General features: G+C 60.2%; 16 protein-coding genes. 12 read left to right on the plus strand and 4 right to left on the minus strand.

From position 1 onward, the window contains the following. Positions 1-156: 156 nt before the first annotated feature. The 11 genes from HW554_RS08455 to HW554_RS08505 all read left to right on the plus strand — a co-directional run bounded on the left by HW554_RS08455 (position 157) and on the right by HW554_RS08505 (position 12,147). Complete coding sequence (locus HW554_RS08455) at positions 157-2,394, plus strand: ComEC/Rec2 family competence protein (RefSeq protein WP_176908147.1); 2,238 nt, start codon at positions 157-159, stop codon at positions 2,392-2,394. Between the two features lie 174 nt (positions 2,395-2,568). Continuing rightward, entirely contained in the window at positions 2,569-3,381 is an 813-nt protein-coding gene (locus tag HW554_RS08460; RefSeq protein WP_176908148.1) for an enoyl-CoA hydratase/isomerase family protein, read from the plus strand. Between the two features lie 119 nt (positions 3,382-3,500). After that, entirely contained in the window at positions 3,501-3,989 is a 489-nt protein-coding gene (locus HW554_RS08465) for a sterol desaturase family protein (protein WP_176908149.1), read from the plus strand. Between the two features lie 153 nt (positions 3,990-4,142). Further along, the gene (locus HW554_RS08470) at positions 4,143-5,039 is read left to right on the plus strand and encodes a MerR family transcriptional regulator (RefSeq protein WP_176908150.1); all 897 of its coding nucleotides are present in this window, start codon (positions 4,143-4,145) and stop codon (positions 5,037-5,039) included. A gap of 261 nt (positions 5,040-5,300) precedes the next feature. After that, on the plus strand, positions 5,301-5,816 hold the full coding sequence (locus HW554_RS08475; RefSeq protein ID WP_019947844.1) for a sigma-70 family RNA polymerase sigma factor: 516 nt from the start codon (positions 5,301-5,303) through the stop codon (positions 5,814-5,816). A 180-nt stretch (positions 5,817-5,996) separates the two neighbouring features. Further along, positions 5,997-7,478, plus strand: coding sequence for a phytoene desaturase family protein (locus HW554_RS08480; RefSeq protein WP_176908151.1), 1,482 nt, complete (start codon positions 5,997-5,999; stop codon positions 7,476-7,478). Between the two features lie 116 nt (positions 7,479-7,594). Then, positions 7,595-8,437 (plus strand): phytoene/squalene synthase family protein, encoded by an 843-nt coding sequence (locus tag HW554_RS08485; protein WP_176908152.1) that lies wholly within the window; start codon positions 7,595-7,597, stop codon positions 8,435-8,437. A 163-nt stretch (positions 8,438-8,600) separates the two neighbouring features. Then, the gene (locus HW554_RS08490; protein WP_176908153.1) at positions 8,601-9,074 is read left to right on the plus strand and encodes a hypothetical protein; all 474 of its coding nucleotides are present in this window, start codon (positions 8,601-8,603) and stop codon (positions 9,072-9,074) included. A 126-nt stretch (positions 9,075-9,200) separates the two neighbouring features. After that, positions 9,201-10,409 (plus strand): carboxypeptidase-like regulatory domain-containing protein, encoded by a 1,209-nt coding sequence (locus tag HW554_RS08495; protein ID WP_176908154.1) that lies wholly within the window; start codon positions 9,201-9,203, stop codon positions 10,407-10,409. 100 nt (positions 10,410-10,509) lie between these two features. Further along, a complete protein-coding gene (locus HW554_RS08500) occupies positions 10,510-11,358 on the plus strand; it encodes a 4-hydroxy-3-methylbut-2-enyl diphosphate reductase (protein ID WP_176908155.1) in 849 nt (282 codons plus the stop codon). Between the two features lie 93 nt (positions 11,359-11,451). Further along, positions 11,452-12,147: a fatty acid desaturase gene (locus tag HW554_RS08505; RefSeq protein WP_176908208.1), complete on the plus strand. Its 696-nt coding sequence runs from the start codon at positions 11,452-11,454 to the stop codon at positions 12,145-12,147. A gap of 10 nt (positions 12,148-12,157) precedes the next feature. Here the strand turns inward: HW554_RS08505 and HW554_RS08510 are convergent, their stop codons facing one another. From HW554_RS08510 to HW554_RS08525, 4 genes are all read right to left on the minus strand, one after another. Then, entirely contained in the window at positions 12,158-12,892 is a 735-nt protein-coding gene (locus HW554_RS08510; RefSeq protein ID WP_176908156.1) for a LytR/AlgR family response regulator transcription factor, read from the minus strand. 346 nt (positions 12,893-13,238) lie between these two features. Then, positions 13,239-13,607, minus strand: a complete 369-nt coding sequence (locus HW554_RS08515) for a heavy-metal-associated domain-containing protein (RefSeq protein ID WP_176908157.1) — start codon at positions 13,605-13,607, stop codon at positions 13,239-13,241. A 70-nt stretch (positions 13,608-13,677) separates the two neighbouring features. Beyond that, positions 13,678-15,930: a TonB-dependent receptor gene (locus tag HW554_RS08520; protein WP_176908158.1), complete on the minus strand. Its 2,253-nt coding sequence runs from the start codon at positions 15,928-15,930 to the stop codon at positions 13,678-13,680. A gap of 93 nt (positions 15,931-16,023) precedes the next feature. Beyond that, a complete protein-coding gene (locus HW554_RS08525; protein WP_176908159.1) occupies positions 16,024-16,464 on the minus strand; it encodes an HYC_CC_PP family protein in 441 nt (146 codons plus the stop codon). A gap of 195 nt (positions 16,465-16,659) precedes the next feature. Between HW554_RS08525 and rsmH the strand changes: the two genes are divergently transcribed. Then, a complete protein-coding gene (gene rsmH, locus HW554_RS08530; RefSeq protein WP_176908209.1) occupies positions 16,660-17,589 on the plus strand; it encodes a 16S rRNA (cytosine(1402)-N(4))-methyltransferase RsmH in 930 nt (309 codons plus the stop codon). The last annotated feature ends 1 nt before the right edge of the window (position 17,590 follow it).

Here is a 17,590-nt window from a genome sequence, read left to right on the forward strand (position 1 = left end):
CGGCATTACCCCACCGCTTTTTCATCGTGGCAGGACACCGGTAGTCTTTGCGGTTTCAACTATTTTCTACACCTTGATTACCCGCTGCCTGCCCTAGCCAAACCGCCCGGTCGAAAGCTGTCAGCTATCAGCTAAACGCCAGCAGCCTAAAAGCTTATGCAAGTCAAATGGGCCCCGAATGCCTTCGTGCGCCTTGTGCTGCCGCTGATGGCCGGCATCCTGACGTATTTGTACTATGGCGCAATGCTGCCCGACCTCTGGCCGCTGCTGCTGGGGTTGGGGGCGCTGTTTGCCGGCGTGCAGTGGTGGGCGGCGCGGCAGACAATGCCCGGCCCAACTGACGCCGCCGGGCTGCTGGCCGTGCTGGCCCTGTATGTGGCCGGCCTCACGCTCACGCAGCAGGCCACCGAGAGCCGGGCGAGCAACCACCTGTACCGCTTTGGCGGCGAAGTTGAATTTTATCGGGCCGTGGTGGACGATTATACCGTGCGACGGCCCGCTACCTACGCCACTACCGTGCGGGTTTCGGCGGTGCGGGTGGCGGGGCAGTGGCGGCCGGCGGTGGGCGGCATTCGCGTTTCCGTGCCGCGCACCGATTCGCTGCCGGCCCCGCAGTACGGCGACCTTTGGCTGGTACGCGGCGCGCCCGCCCCGAGCAAGGCCCCGCTCAACCCTGGCGAGTTCGACTACCGCCGCTACCTGCAGTACCACCAGGTGTACCACCAGCAGTTCATCCACCCCGACCAGTACCAGCGCATTGGCATAGCGCCCCCGAGTGTGCTGCGGGCCGTGGCCATGCGGGCGGCCCGAGTAGTGGAGGGCGTTTTCAAGCAGTACGTGCATGCCAAGCGCGAATACGCGCTGGCTTCGGCGCTGGTGCTGGGCCTCAAAGACGACGTGGACCAGCAGACCAAGGAGGCGTACGCCAACACCGGCACCACCCACATTATGGCCGTTTCGGGCCTGCAGGTGGGGCTGCTGTTCGGGGCAGTAAGCTGGCTGCTGGGGCTGCTGCCGGGCCGCCGGGGGCCGCTGATGCGGCTGGCCACGGCGCTGGCCGGACTGGGCGTTATCTGGAGCTACGCCTTCCTGACGGGCCTCTCGGCCTCGGTGCTGCGGGCGACTGTTATGTTTTCGTTCCTGATCGTGGCCCGCGCTTTTGGCCGGCAGACGTCGATGTACAACCTGCTGGCCGTGGCCGCCTTTTTCCTGCTCTGCTACGATCCGTATCTGCTATGTGACGTGGGCTTTCAGCTCTCATTTCTGGCCGTGTTGAGCATTGTGTATTTGCAGCCGCGTATTGCTTCCTGGCTGCACCCGAGGGCCTACTTCCTGGCCCGGCAGCGGCCCTGGCAGTCGTCGGCAGTGCAGCGGCTCTGGAAATGGACAGGGATTGTGCTTGATTGGCTGTGGAAGGCTACGGCGCTGTCGTTGGCGGCTCAGGTGGCCACGTTTCCGCTGGGGTTGTTCTATTTCCACCAGTTCCCGCTCAGCTTCCTGCTTTCCAACCTCGTGGCCGTGCCCATATCCAGCCTGGCCGTGTACGTGGGCCTGGCGCTGCTGGCGCTTAAAGGCGTCGGTTGGGTACTGGGGCTGATTTCGGCTTCCGCCGCATGTGGCTTCGACTACCTGATTAAAGGCTTGGCTTGGGTGTTTGAAAACATGATCTGGCTGTTCAACGAGTATATCTTCCTCATTGGCCGCTCATTGCCCGGGGCGCTGGTATCGGGCATCCACATCACGGCTCCGCAGGCGTGGCTGGTATTCGGGGTGATATTGGCGCTGCTGGCCTTCTTGGCCCTTAAACGGTTGCAATGGCTGGCGCTGGGCTGCACGTTTATGGGCGTGTTTGCCGGCAGCCGCGTGTGGGCCGCCCGCCGCCTGGCCCCCAACGAGCAGTTGGTGGTGTACAGCATTCCGCGCCGCTCGGTAGTTGGCTTCTGGCAGGGTGCGGCCGCCGATATTGTGCCCCTCGACTCGCTGCCGCTCACCGAAACCGAGCGCACCTACCGCATCGTACCGGGCAGCATTCGGCGTAATGCCCGGCGCGTAAGCTACTGGCCCGGCTGGCGGGGCAGCCCTGTGCCGGCTGTGGTAGCCGAGCCGGGTTTGGTACTGGCCGGCTGGCGGGGCCGACAGCTGGCTTTCATCAGTGGGCGGCTTAGCGGCAGCACTCAGCCGCTGCCGGGGCTGGCGGCCGTGGTATTGCGCCGCAATGCCCGCGTGCGGCCCGCTGAAGTAGCCGCTTTGTTCGGCACGGCTCCGCGAATTGTTTTCGATTCGAGCTGCAAAAGCTGGTACGTGGCCCGCCAGGATTCACTGTTCCGCGCTGCCGGTTTCCGCACCCACGATGTAACGCTGGCGGGGGCCTTTGTAGTGGGAGGCCAGCCGTAGGGGCCCCAAAATACTGCCCGGCAGTAGCCGGGTTTCGCACGTAGTTCGTATTATAGTAGCATCAATTTTGCTAGGTTTGAATTTTCGACCTTCTTTTGGCGCCGCCCGGCCCCTCGCTGCTTGCACCCATCGGCCCTTCTGCTGCGCCCCATCTTTGCCCCACCCATTCCGACTATGGAAGACATGCCCACTCAGGAACTAGAAGAACTGCGCTATATCCGCTACGACGTTCAGGAATCCATTGGCTACATCACCCTCAATCGTCCCGACAAGCGCAACGCGCTCAACGCCAACGTAGTTACCGAGCTCAAGCAGGCTTTTGCCTACGCCGAGGAAGATGAAGCCTGCAAAGTAATTGTACTGCGGGCCGAGGGCGACGTATTCTGCGCCGGGGCCGATTTGGGCTACATTCAGGAGCTGCAGAGTTTCGGTTACAACGAGAACCTGGCCGACTCAACCCACCTCATGCAGCTGTTTCATCAGATTTACACCCTCAACAAGGTGGTAATCGGGCAGGTGCACGGCCACGCGCTGGCTGGCGGCTGCGGGCTGGCCACCATCTGCGACTTCGCCTTTACCGTACCGGAAGCGAAATTCGGCTATACCGAAGTGAAAATCGGGTTCCTGCCGGCCATCGTTAGCATTTTTCTGCTACGTAAAATCGGCGAAACCCGCACCAAGCAGCTGCTGCTCACCGGCGACGTAATTCCGGCCGATAAGGCCCTGGAGTATGGACTGGTGAACTTTGTGGTGCCCCGCGCCGAGCTGGCCGACAACGTGTACCGCTTCGCCCGCCGCCTGTGCGTCGAAAACTCGGCCCAGAGCATGGAAAGCACCAAAGAAATGATGGCCCGCCTGCCCGAAATGCCCCTCGAAGACAGCCTGCGCTACGCCGCCCGCATGAACGCCGACGCCCGTAGCTCCGACGACTGCCGCCGCGGCATTGCCGCCTTCCTAAACAAGGAAAAGCTGACCTGGGATAATTAGCAAGTGTGGCGATACTAAAGGAGTCCGTGCTGCTACGCATCGTCGAGGCAGAGCGGATTTTTTTGTTTCCACTACATCACCTGCTAAACCTTCTCTCTTTTTCGCTGGTTAGGGCTACTATGACAACGCTGGGTGCTGTAGCCGTTACGACGGCTACTTTTTTGGGGATGGAGTTCGTGGCCTGGTTCATGCACCGGTTTGTGCTGCATGGGCCGCTGTGGTTCCTGCACCGCTCACACCACGTGCGCCATCCGCACCGCTTCGAACGGAACGACTTCTTCTTCCTTTTTTATGGCTCGCTTTCGATGCTGCTCATCATGTCCGGTGCCGAAAGCCACGATTTTCGGTTTTGGATGGGCGTGGGCATAGCCAGTTACGGTACGCTGTACTTTTTCGTACATGATGTGCTGATTCATGGCCGGCTGCGCTTCTGGCGCAAGTCGCGCAGTACATATCTGCGGGCCCTGAACATGGCCCATAAGATGCACCACAAAACCACCGGCCGCGACGGCAGCGAAGAGTTTGGTCTGCTGTGGGTGTCGCCCCGGTATTTCCGGCTGGCGCTGCGCCGGCCTGCGCCTACCCGGGTGCTGAAATCATCCAGGTAGGCTGGCTGAGCGCAGCTTAGTACCTGCAAAGCCCCGAAAGTGCGTTTTGGGGCTTTGTGGGGCGTGTTTTTCCAAACAAAAGCTACCTGCTAATCCTCGTTTCTACACCGCCCTCCGCAACTTGGGTTAGTCAGCCGCTATCGGCTTAAAAAAATGGGTTACTTCTCCATCTCCGACTTAGAGCAGCTTTCGGGCGTTAAGGCGCACACCATTCGGGTGTGGGAGCAGCGCTATGGCATTCTGCATCCCGCCCGCACTGCCACCAACATCCGCACCTATTGCGAGGATGATTTGCGCCGGCTGTTGAACGTAGCCACGCTTTGCGACCGGGGCTACCGTATTTCCAAGGTAGCCAGCCTAAGCGAAGAGGAGCTTTCGACGGCTGTGCTGGCCGGCAACGACGCGGCGCATAACTATTGCCAGCGTGTAAATGGGCTGCTGGCTGCCATGCTGGCCATGGACGAGTGCCAGCTGGTACACCTGCTCGATCAGGCTATTCAGCAATTGGGCCTCGAAGAAGCTATTCTGCGGGTTGCATACCCGTTCCTGCAGCGCATCGGAATTATGTGGCAGGCCGGCACCGTGAATCCGGCGCAGGAGCATTTGATCACCAATTTGCTACGCCAGAAAATGCTGGCCGGCACCGATGCCCTGCCGCCGGTGTCGCCGGCTTCGGCCCGGCGCTGGGTGCTGTTTCTGCCCGAGCGCGAAATGCACGAGCTGGCCCTGCTGTTTATGAACTACGTGTTGCGGGCCCGCCGACACCATGTGCTGTATCTGGGCCAGAACCTGCCCGCTGCCGAGCTAGAAGCCGTGTGTGCCAGCTACCAGCCCCACGCCGTGCTGACGGTAATGACTGCCGTGCCCGAGCGCGACGAGGTGGGTTACTTCGTGCAGCAACTGCGCACCTATTGCCCCGGCACGGAGCTTTACCTCTATGGTCCGCTGGCCCAGCTGGATTTTCCGCTGCCGCCTGAAACTACCCGCCTGACCCTAATTACCGACTTTATAGCCTTGGCGGACACTATCGCGGTAACGGCTGAGGTGTAGTGCCCCAAACCGGTATGGCAGCCCCGCCGTACCTCAGTTGGCCAATGATGCCGGCAGCATATGGCCGGGAAAGCACAAGCTGGTACCAGCCTAAAACGGGCTTCAGCACCCGATCCAATATTTTACGATGGCAAAAATGGCTCTGGCAGCGCCTGAAGCCTGATGCCGATTGGTTGTGCGAAATAAATTGAGCTGCTCTCGTACTTTTTGGCGGGCCCTGCGTATATTTGTTTAACATTTGGCCACCAAAAGCTAAACAGCATGACCTCTCTTGAATTCACTGACCAGGTACAGAAGATTTCTTACTCGCTGAAGCCGGTGGCGATGAACCTGACCCGCGACGCCGACGACGCTAAAGACCTCGTGCAGGAAACCCTGCTCAAGGCGATGCTCAATAAGGATAAGTTTAAAACGGGTACCAATCTGAAGGCGTGGTTGTACACCATCATGCGCAACACCTTCATCAACAACTACAACAAAATAACCAAGCGTAATAGCAACATCGACAGCACAGAGTACTTTCAGTACTTTAATACCGATGAAAACTACATTACCCACAACGGAGCTAGCTCAGATTTCGTAGTAACGGACATCAACGCGGCTATTGCCGGCCTATCGGCCGACTACCGGACGCCGTTCATGATGTACTATATCGGTTACAAGTATCTGGAAATTGCAGAAAAGCTGCAGATTCCGATTGGAACCGTGAAAAACCGAATCCACATCGCCCGCAAGGAGCTTAAGCAGGCGCTGAAGACATATGCCCCCGGCGTGTAGGGAATAGGGAGAGAGTACAGACCCGCCCCGGGCGTATCACGGGCCGCGGACTACGCAACCAGCTTTGGCTAGCGTAGTTTGCGGCCCGTTGTCTTGTCAGGAAACCAAACTTCCGGGCCGTCTGACGGTATCTTAGCATAAATAGGCTGGCGAAACCAGCAAAATCCCATATTTGCGTCTGTGAGCAAACACATCATAGTTATCGGGGCCGGCTTTGCAGGCCTGTCGGCGGCTACCTCTCTGGCCCAGCAGGGCTGCCGCGTTACGTTGCTGGAGAAAAACGAGGGCCCTGGTGGCCGGGCCCGGCAGTTTCAGGCCGAAGGGTTCACCTTCGATATGGGCCCGAGCTGGTACTGGATGCCCGATATTTTCGAGCAGTACTTCGCCAAATTCGGCCGCAAGGTGAGCGACTACTACGATTTGGTGCGGCTCGATCCTTCGTACCAGGTGATTTTCAAAGGTCCCGAGGCGGTGGATATTCCGGCGGCCATGAGCGAGCTGCGGGCGTTGTTCGAACGGTTTGAGCCCGGCAGCGGTGCCCGGCTCGATGAGTTTCTGCGGCAGGCGGCCTACAAATACCAGGTGGGCATTGGCAAGTTTGTGCATATGCCCGGCCGCTCGCTACTGGAGTTTGCCGACCCGCGCCTGCTGGTGGACGCCGTGCGCCTCGACCTGTTGCAAAGCATGCACAAGCACGTGCGCAAGTTTTTCAAAGACCCGCGCCTGTTGGAGCTGGTGGAATTCCCGATTCTGTTTCTGGGCGCTACCTCCGAAAACACGCCGGCCCTGTACTCGCTTATGAACTACGCCGACCTGGCGATGGGCACCTGGTACCCAATGGGCGGCATGCACAAAATTGTGGAGGGTATGGTGGCCCTGGCCCGCGAGCAGGGCGTAGAAATAGAGTACAACGCGCCCGTGGAGCAGATTGTGGTGGAAAACGGCCGTACTACCGGCGTGCAGACGGCCGCCGGCTTCCGGCCCGCCGATGCCGTGGTAGCCGGCGCCGACTACCACCACGCCGAGCAACACCTGCTGGCCCCCGAGTGGCGCACCTACTCGGAGCAGTATTGGGACAAGCGCACGATGGCCCCGTCGTCGTTGCTGTTTTACGTGGGCGTGAACAAGCGCCTACCCAACCTGCGCCACCACAACCTGTTTTTCGACCAGGACTTCGGCCTGCACGCCGAGGAAATCTATGAGAACCCGAAGTGGCCCACCCGCCCGCTGTTCTACGTGTCGGCCCCCTCGCAGACTGACCCCTCGGTAGCCCCTGAAGGCAGCGAGAATATTTTCCTGCTGGTGCCGGTAGCTCCCAACCTGCCCGACCCCGAGGCCACGCGCGAGCATTACTACAACTTCATTATGGAGCGGCTGGAGCGGCATTGCGGCACCAGCATCCGCGACGCGGTGGTGTACAAGCGCAGCTACGCCCACCAGAATTTCATCGACGATTACCACAGCTACAAGGGTAATGCCTACGGTCTGGCCAACACCCTGCGCCAGACGGCCATCCTCAAGCCAAGCCTCAAAAGCAAAAAAGTCAGCAACCTCTACTTCACCGGCCAGCTCACTGTGCCCGGCCCTGGGGTGCCGCCCTCGCTCATCTCGGGCCAAGTGGTAGCAGGGGAGGTGCTGAAGGAATTAGGCGTTAAGAAGTAGCTGGTTTAAGCGCCTGCCAGAAAATTTGAAATATGGATTGAGGATGCTGAATGAGCCGTTTTGCTAAGCGAGCGACATTCGAAATTCGAAATTCAAAACGCATAACTCGAATACATTTGGACCACGTTGCCCTTTTCACTGAAACCAGCCGGGCGTGCAGCAAGCTGATTACCCAGCGCTACAGCACGTCTTTCACGCTTGGCATCCGCACGCTCGATAAGCGGTTTCACCTGCCGGTGTATTCGGTGTATGGCTTCGTGCGCTGGGCCGACGAAATCGTGGACACCTTCCACGAGCACGACAAGGCCGCGCTGTTTGCCGATTTTGAGCGCCAGACCTATGAGGCCCTCGACAAGCGCATCAGCCTGAACCCGGTCCTGCACGCTTTCCAGGATGTTGTACACCAGTATGGTATCGACCGGGAGTTTATTGCGGCCTTCCTCTATAGTATGGAGATGGACCTCGATGACCGTAGCTACGACCAGTCGCTGTACAGCAAATACATCTATGGCTCGGCCGAGGTAGTAGGGCTTATGTGCCTGCGTATCTTCTGCGAAGGCAATGAGGCAGAGTTCGAGCGGCTGCGTGAGCCGGCCCGGCGGTTGGGTTCGGCCTTCCAGAAAATCAACTTTCTGCGCGACATCCGCTCCGACTACGAAGAGCGGGGACGGGTATATTTTCCGGGGGTGCAGTACGAACAGTTCACCGATGCGGTGAAGCGCGACATTGAGGACGATATCCGGGCCGATTTTGAGGCCGGTTACGCGGGCATCGTGCAGTTGCCGCAGGCGGCCCGGCTGGGGGTTTACCTGGCGTATGTATACTATCTGAAGCTGTTTGACAAAATCCGGCGGCTGCCGGCGGCCCACATTCAGCAGCAGCGGGTGCGGGTACCTACCAACACCAAGCTGCTGCTGCTGATGGGCTCGTGGCTACGTTACCGGATGGCTAAAATATAGGCCTGCAGATGCCGGATTGCGCTGAATTTCGCTATTTGGCGTCATAATTGAAGCAAGGCGGCTGTAACCGCGGCACACCAGGCCGCCGGCCTGCCGCCGTTTCCTGCCCTCTGCCGTGCCTAAGTTTCTGATTTTAACCATCCTTCTGATTTTCTCTACGCTCGTGTCAACCGAAGCCAACCCCTACGCCCTGCCCAAGCTCCGCCAGCAGTACCAGCAGGCAGCCGCCAGCAAAGAAGCCGGCGAGAAGTTTCATAAGCTGATGAGCGCCTACACCCGGCAGGATGCCGTGGTGCTGGCGTACAAGGCGGCCGCCGAGGCCATCCGTGCCCGCGACGCCTCCATGCTCAGCAAACTGACGTATGTCCAGCAGGCCAGCAAGCAGTTCGAGCAGGCAGTGCAGCTCGATTCGGCTAACCCCGAAGTGCGGTTTCTGCGCCTGAGCGTGGAAAGCAACCTGCCTTCCTTCTTGGGCTTGAGCCAGCACGTAGACGAAGACCGGCAGTTTTTGCTTAAAACGCTGCTCAACCATCCCAACTCGGGCCTCGATGCTGAATCGTTCGGTCTGGTGCGCAATTTTCTGGTAGAGCGGGGCCACGTGTCGGACGCCGATGCCCAGAAGCTGGCCCGGTTATAGAAGCGCTTATTTAATATAAGGCCCTTGGGTGGCAGATGGGTGCTCCGTTTCGCCGGGTTTCCCGGTCTGTTCGCGGCCCATGGCTCTACTATCTGCCTTTCGGGCTCCTTCCTTCTTATTTTGCCTATGAAATCTTCGCTTTTACTCCTGCTAGTTTTTCTGTTCGGTAGTCACCTGGCTCAGGCACAGGCAATTCTGCTAAAAGGCCGCGTGCTTGATGAGAAAAACCAACCCGTACCCTATGCGGGGGTGGGGGTAGTAGGGGCCGAAGTGGGTACGGCCACCAACGAAGCCGGCGAGTTTCTGCTGCGGGTTCCGCGGCTGCCCCAGCAGCTTACAGTAAACAGCCTGGGCTTCGAGCCCGCTACGCTCAACGTCAGTGCGGCAACGGTGGCCACGGCGCTGGAAATCCGTCTTAAAAGCAGCTCGGTTTCCTTGCCCGAAGTGCGGGTGCGCAACCCCGGGCAGGTGGCGGCCGAGCTGGTGCAGCGCGCCAGCGCCAAGCTGGCCCGGCACCAGCGCAAGGCCATGTACGGGCAGGCTTTCTACCGCCAGAAACAGCGCCACAATGGCCGCTACACCGAGTTCATGGATGCCTTCTATGATGTGCGCTTCACGGCGGAAGGCGTGAGCGGCTGGCAGCTGACGCAGGCCCGTTACGGGCAGGTGAAGGAGGAAACGGGCGTGGATATGATGAATTTTTCGGCCGCCCTGCGCCTGATTCCGGTGTTTGATCCCAACCCCAGCCCACGCAAGGTAGCCGTGCCGTTGGGCCCACGTGCTACTGAGCAGTTCGTGTTTCAGCTGCGCGAGGTACTACGTGATGAGACGGGCGAAGTGGCCGTTATCGATTTCCGGCCCCGGCCCGAACTGGGCCAGTCGGCCCTGACCGGCACACTCTACCTCGATATGGAAACAGCCACCCTGCGCCGCATGGAGAGCCGGGTACCCATTGCCGACCTCATGTCGCTGCAGTTTGGCGAAGGAACCAGCCTCGACTCGCAGAATATGCGCCTGACGGCCGATTTTGCACCGTATCAGGACTCGCTCAGCCAGTTGCGGGCCGTGCGGGCCGAGCAGCGCATTGTGCTGAGCTACAATGGCCGCCCCGACACCACCACGCTCAGCGGCAACCTGTTTTTCTATCGTTACGCCAAGGGTGCCAATACCAAAGGTTACAAGAACACCGGCGTAAACTACAACGACCTGCGGCAGGCTCAAAAAGGTCCTTATGAACCCGAGTTCTGGCGCAACCGCGAAGTACTGCGTGCTTCTCCGGCCGAAGAACGGGTTATCCGCGACATGGAGGAGCAAAAGGCGTTCGGTACATTTTAACCGAACTGCTTGCACGAGGCGGGCGTGGGCTTTTTGCGAAATCCAGCTTATCTTCCGCAAGCCGTAACCTTCCGGGCCGCTTCCAGGTTACTGCTTCGCTATGCCGCACCACTTAAGCGTTCGAATCGACCCCAACTCCGGCTTTTGCTTTGGCGTTATCTATGCCATTCAGATGGCCGAAGACCTGCTCGATGAGCAGGGCTACCTGTATTGCCTGGGCGATATTGTGCACAACGATGAAGAAGTGGAGCGCCTTGAACGTCGGGGCCTGCGCATCATCGACTACGAGCAGCTGGCTGGCCTGCGCCGCGAGGCTGTACTTATCCGGGCACACGGCGAGCCACCCAGCACCTACCAGATGGCTATGGAGAACGAGCTGACGCTCGTGGATGCCTCGTGTCCGGTGGTACTTAAACTGCAGAACCGCATTAAAACCAGCTACGACAAGCAGGACCAGATCTTTATATACGGCAAGCACGGGCACGCCGAGGTGCGTGGCCTGCTGGGCCAGACCAGCGGAAATGCCGTGGTGTTCGAAAGTCTGGAAGAGTTGCTGGGCCACGAGCTGCCGCCCAGCCTCACGCTCTACAGCCAGACCACTAAGAGCACCGACTCGTTTTACCGCATCAAAAACGAGCTGACTGAGCGCGGCTATGAGGTAAATGCCAACGACACCATCTGCCGGCAGGTAAGCAACCGCGACAAGGATCTGCGCCGCTTTGCCGCTCAATACGACCAAGTAGTATTCGTATCGGGGACCAAAAGCTCCAACGGCAAGGTGCTGTACCAAGTCTGCAAGGATACCAACCCAGCCACGCACTTCATCTCCAAGCTCGACGACCTCGATTACGGCTGGTTTATGCCGGGCCAGAGTGTGGGCATCTGCGGGGCTACCAGCACCCCCATGTGGCAGATGGAGCAGATTCGCGACGCGCTGCTGGCGCTGTAAGTCGCTGAACGAGTACGTAAGCCAATGAGTGAACTTAGCTATCCTGTTGCTGAAAACACGACTGCCGCATTGCCGCCGGCCCGGCCAGGCCGGGTGCGGCCGGCGCCATTAGAAGGGCGGGGCGTAGTGGCGGCGGGACTGGTGCTGGTCTGTTGGGGCGGGCTGCTTACGTTTTTGCTGGCTTTCTTCCAGCCCGACTGGCGCACGCCCTGGCCTTACTTGCTGGCGCTGCTGCAAACCCATCTGTATACTGGCCTTTTTATTACGGCCCACGATGCCATGCACGGAGTGGTAAGCTCCAACAAGCGCCTCAACAATACCATTGGCACGCTGGCCGCCGGGCTTTTCGCGTTCAACTGGTTTCCGGGCATGCTGGCCAAACACCACGCCCACCACCGCCACGTAGCCACCGAGCACGACCCCGACTTCCACAACGGCCGCCACCCGGGCTTCCTGCCCTGGTTTGTGCGCTTTGCCTGGAACTACGTAACCGTGTGGCAGGTGCTGCTGATGGCGGCCACCTACAATGTGCTCAAGCTGTTCTTCCCGCAGGCTAATGTTATTGCCTTCTGGATGCTGCCGGCCGTGTTGGGTACTTTTCAACTGTTTTATTTCGGTACCTACCTGCCGCACCGGGGCGAGCATGAAGCCGACAATGCGCACAAATCGCGCAGCCAGTTTCGCCACCATGCTTGGGCCTTTATAAGCTGCTACTTCTTCGGCTACCACTACGAGCACCACGACCAGCCCTACCTGCCTTGGTGGCGGCTATGGAAGGCAAAGGGGTAGTTCGGGCTGCCTAATTCCGCCTGATGAGCGTGGTATTGACAATCTGCTCGGTTACCCGCTCGCGGTAGGTCTGGCCCAGCGGCAGGGCGTGGCCGGCCACTTTCACCTCCAAAGAGCTCATGGAGTCGATGCGGGCAGCGTTGACGAGGTAGGAGCGGTGGGTGCGCACGAACAGGCCGGCCGGTAGTTGGTGCTCCAGGTTTTTGAGGTTTACCAGCGTCAGGTGCGAGCGGCCGTCGGCGGTGTTGATTTTGGTGAAGTCCTTCAACGCTTCAATGAAGAGCACCTCACGGTAGTGCAGACGCACAAACCGGGCATCGGTACGGATAAAGAACGAGCCCCAGTCGGGGGCCGCATCGGGCGGCAGGTCTGCCGAATGGGTTTGCACTCGCAGCAGGCTTGCCACTTTGTTTACGGCCCTTAAAAACCGTTCGAGCGAAATAGGCTTGAGTAGAAAGTCGATGACATCCAGGTTGAAGCCTTCCATCGCGTACTGCGGATGTGCCGTCATCAGCACAACCAACGGTGGATGGTGCAGCGACTTAACGAGGTCGATGCCGCTGAGGTGAGGCATGGTAACATCGGAGAACAGCACCTGTACCGGATTTTCCAGCAAATATTGGTGAGCTTCCAGCGGGTCGGTGAAGGCTGCTTTTACCTCCAGCACGTTGGTCATGGTTGCGTAGGCCTGAAGCAGTTCCAGCACCAACCGGTCATCGTCGAGGAGCAGGCAGGATATCTTCATAAAGAATAAGCGGGAAAGCAGTTTGGGTACCGACGTAAGCCGCCCTGTAGGTGGAGTAGTAGTCGGTAATATAGGTTGATTAAACCAGACTATTTTTATAAACGCGCTGAAATTTATCTGTTCGTCGGATATATAGCCCCGTTGGCATACTATTTAATCTGGTTGCTATACTATTCGAAGCCCAGATACATAGGCCATTACATCTATGCAGGAGGGCCGGCGGTAAGCAACAACCCAGTTTGGGTATGCTACTTGCCGCCGGCCCTTCTGTACTATCGGCCCTGAGCCATAAGCTGCCACATGGCGGCAATGCTCAGCCAATTACCAACTGGCTTGGCCAGGTGATTTAGTGAACGTCGTTGGTTTTCTTGCAGCACTCCGGCAGGCGCTCATAGGCCTTATCATCAGCCAGCTGACCGTTGGCATCGTAGCCGGTTTTCTGCACGGCCGAGGTAAGCGCGGCGGCGTTGGTTTTATCAGGACGGAAAGTGACGGTCAGCATCTGGCTGGGCACGTCGAGCGTGGCCTGCTGGACGCCTTTTTCGTAGGCCATGGCCTTTTCAAGGCGGGCTTTGCACATGTCGCACACGGCCGAAGTTTTGAGCTGCAGTGTTGCGGTGGCCGGACCTTTGGCCTTGCTCTTGGTGGTTTGGGCAAAAGCGCCGCTCGAAATCAAGAGCAGGCACGACAGCAGGAAAGAAGGGAAGAATTTCATAGTAGCAAAACAGTTTTACAAGTGAGAAAAGTGCGTTTTCAGATTAAAAAAGGCTGCTAGCCTGGAGCAGCTAGGGTAGCGTGAAGCGCATGCCCAGATAGCTCATGCGCCCGTACACGGGGCCCCATACCATGGCCGCATCGAAAGTCGGGCCAAAAGGCGCGGCGGCTCCCTGAATAGGGTTGCGCTGGCGGTAATTGGTCAGGTTCTCGACGCCGGCATATACTTCCCAACGCTTGAAAGCGCGCGTGATTTGCGTGTTTAGCAGGGCGTAGCGGGGGCTGAAAACCGGGCCCTCCGGCTCGGCGGTACCGGGCTCGGAGGCCAGCGGGCGTTGGCCGTAGCCCTGCACCGTCAGGTCGGCACGCCACTTGTCGAAGGCCGTGGCGTAGGCCAGGTTGAGGAACAGGCGGTGGCGGGGTACCAGCACCCGCGGCAGCAGCTGGCCATTGTAATCGGTCTGCACATCGAGGTACTTGTAGGCCGCTTTGGCCTCCAGGCCCTTCACGGGTTCCACCTGCACTTCGGCCAAAAAGCTGCGCGAGTAGCTGCGCCCGCCCGGTGCCAGGTTGCCAATCAGCAGCCGGTCGGGGGCGGTGTAGGAGTCAACCACCACTTGGTTCTGAAACTCGGTGTGGTAGTAATCGGCCACCAGCGTGCCCTGCCGGCCGAAGGCGTTGAAGTACTGAGTGGCCGAGCCGCCCACGCTCCAGGCCTTTTCGGGCTGCAGATCGGGGCTGATAACGAACTCGCGAGAGCTAACGAACATGCCCGAATTCTCGGCCAGTGGGTTGGCCACCCGCAGGCCCTTGCCGGCCGCAAAGCGGAGCACCGTATTCTTGGCCGGGTCGTACTTCACGTTCAGGCGGGGCGTAAGCAGCCAGCCGTACAGGTTGTGCCGGTCGAGGCGCAGGCCCCCGACCACCGTCAGGTTGCTGGCATTCTGGTAGGTGTACTCGCCAAACGCGCCCGGCACCTGCTCGCGGCGGTTGCGCGCCAGCAGTGCCGTGCTGGTTGTGCTCGGGTTGTAGGTTTCGCGGTAGTCATCGTACTGGAAGCTCAGGCCGGTGCGGTAGGTGTGGGCCGTGGTACCGATGATGCTCTGAAACAGCAGCGTAGCCAGGCCCGTGCGCTGGCTGCCGTCGTAGTCGCGGCGGCCATAACGGGAGGTGAAATCGTGGTCGGTGCCGCTCAGCAGCAGCCCCAGGCTCTGGTAGGGGCGGCCGGCCCAGGCGTAGCTGGCTTTGGCGTAGCCGGTGTAGCGGTTGGTTTCCTGCGTGATGCCGTAGTAGGGGCCGGGCGTGTTTTCGCGGAAGCCCAGCTGCCCGCCCTGGCGGGTTTCGCGAAGCGCCCCCAGACCGGCCTCCAGCACCACGCCGTCGCCCGAGTTATACTTCCACTTATTGAACGCGTTGAACTGGGTGGCCCGGGGCAAATCCAAAAAGCCGTCGTCGTTGCGGTCGATGCGGCCGCCCATATGGTCGGTGTGCAGCAGCAGGGCCGTACTAAGCTTGGGCGTGAGCCGGTGGGCCAAGTTCAGGTTCAGGTCGAATTTGCCCATGTCGTTAACGTAGGCGTTGAAGTGCAGGCGGTCGGTTTTAGCGGGGTCCTTGAGGTGAATGTTCACCTGGCCGGCAATGCTTTCGTAGCCGTTTACCACCGAGCCCATGCCCTTGATAATGTCGATGCCTTCAATCCAGGGGCCGGCAAGGTAGCCCAGGCGGTAGGGCGTGGCCAGCCCGCGTAGGGCCGGCAGGTTTTCCAGCGTCAGCAGCGTGTAGGCTCCATCGAGGCCCAGCAACTGAATCTGCTTGGCGCCCGAGGCCGCGTCGGTGGTCGATACTTCGACCGAGGCATTGGTTTCGAAGCTCTCGGCCAAGTTGCAGCAGGCCGATTTGGTGAGGTCGCGACTGGTGATGACCTGGGTGTTGGTAGGCGTGAGGCCCGAGTAAGCGAGGGCGCGGGCTTCTACCTTCACCTCGCCTAGCTCGGCAGAGCGGCGCAGCGGCACGCGCAGGTAGCGTGTGCCCTCGGCCCGCACGGTATCGGCCAGGTAACCCAGAAAGTTGATGATGAGCCGGTTGTCGGTGCCAGCGGGGCGCACCAGCGAGAAGGCGCCCTGGGCGTCGGTGGTGGCGGCCCCGGCGGGGTTGCTCAGCCAGCGGACGACTGCGCCGGGCACGGGCGAGTTGTTGGTGGCGTCGAGCACCTGCCCACGTACTGGGGCCACAGAAGGGTCGGGCGTTTGGGCCTGCGCGGCAGTGGCGGCCAGCACGAGGCCGGCTACCGCCAGCGCCCGGCTGTACCGGATAGAGGAATGCATAAGAAGCAGATGTTTAGCGTTTTCCGAGGTAAGCACCGGCCCAATCGGGCCCGGCGAAGCGGGCTGCCCAAACGGCAGCCTCCGGAAAAAACGCTAAACGACCAGCTCGCCCACCCGCGTGAGCAGCGCCCGCCCGCCCAGCGGCGGCGACGAATCGGCCGCGTACCAGCGCGGGGCCGGCTGATGCAGGCTGGCAGCCTTAAAGGCCGGGAACGGGGCAGCGGGCCAAGCCGGCAGCAAAGCCGGCACCGATACTTTCGCCCAGTTCAACTGAGCCGAAGCGGCATCGAGCTTGTGAAAATCAGCCCCAAACTCGCAGCACGACTTCAACAGGTGGCCTGCTTCGGCCTCGTGGGGCTCAGCGGCTACTTGAACTGGCGCACAGCCGTGGCTGGCCGGCTGGAAAATAACGTCGGTGCTGCTTTGGCCGCTTTGCAGGCACAGATGCTGCTGCACCGCCAGGCCCACCGAGGAGGTGAGCACCAGCAGGGCCAGCCAGACACTGAAGAGCCGATGGAGCAGTGGACGTTTCATAAGCAGCAGCCACAAAGATACGGAATACCACGCGGGGGCTGCGTGCGGAATTGCGAGGGGCGTGTTCAGTATTAGGGGTTTTAGAAAGCTGTGCCCCAAGAAAAACCGGTTTGCGGCCCCAGGCAGTTGGCGTTGCCCGTTGGATGCGTACTTTTGATTTTCGCCGATTTCAACGCGGAACCCGAATTACCTGCCGTGAACGACTACGCCAACGATACCGCCTACCACCGCCCGGTGATGCTGCGCGAGTGCCTCGAAGCCCTCGATTTGCAGCCCGGAGGCCGCTATGTGGATGTGACCTTCGGCGGCGGCGGCCACTCGGCCCGCATGCTGGAGCGCCTGCAAAGCCCCGGCCACCTCTACAGCTTCGACCAGGACGCCGACGCCGAGGCCGAAGCCGCCCAGCTTGCTCGCCCCGAGTTTACGTTCATCCGCGCCAACTTCCGCCACCTGTTTCAGGAGCTCGACCAGCGCGGCGTGCTGCCCGTCGATGGCCTGCTGGCCGATCTGGGGGTGTCGTCGCACCAGTTCGATACGCCGGAGCGCGGCTTCAGCACTCGTTTCGACGGGCCGCTGGACATGCGCATGGACCCTGACGGCCCCGACGCCTCGGCCGCCGACCTCATCAACGAGTACTCGGAGGCAGAGCTGCACCGAATTTTTGGCATGTACGGCGAGGTAACCAATGCCCGCACGCTGGCCGCCACCGTGGTTTCGGCGCGGCGCGGGCAGTCCATCACCACCATTGCGGCCCTCAAGAAAGCCATTGCGCCCTGCACGCCGCGGGGCAAGGAAAATAAGTACCTGGCCCAGGTTTTCCAGGCCCTGCGCATCGAGGCCAACGACGAAATGGCCGCCTTGCGCGAGATGCTGGAGCAAACCGTCCGGGTACTGCGCCCCGGCGGCCGGCTGGTGGTTATGAGCTACCACTCGCTCGAAGACCGACTGGTGAAGAATTTCCTGGCGAAAGGTAAATTCTTCGGCGAGGCCGATAAAGACCTATTCGGCCGCACCGATTTGCCCTTTGAGGTCGTTACCCGCAAGCCCATCGAGGCCACGGCCGATGAGGTTGCCCTCAACAGCCGCGCAAGAAGTGCGAAGCTGCGCATCGCAATCAAAAAGTAAA

Source organism: Hymenobacter lapidiphilus (assembly GCF_013377885.1).
Lineage (GTDB): Bacteria > Bacteroidota > Bacteroidia > Cytophagales > Hymenobacteraceae > Hymenobacter > Hymenobacter lapidiphilus.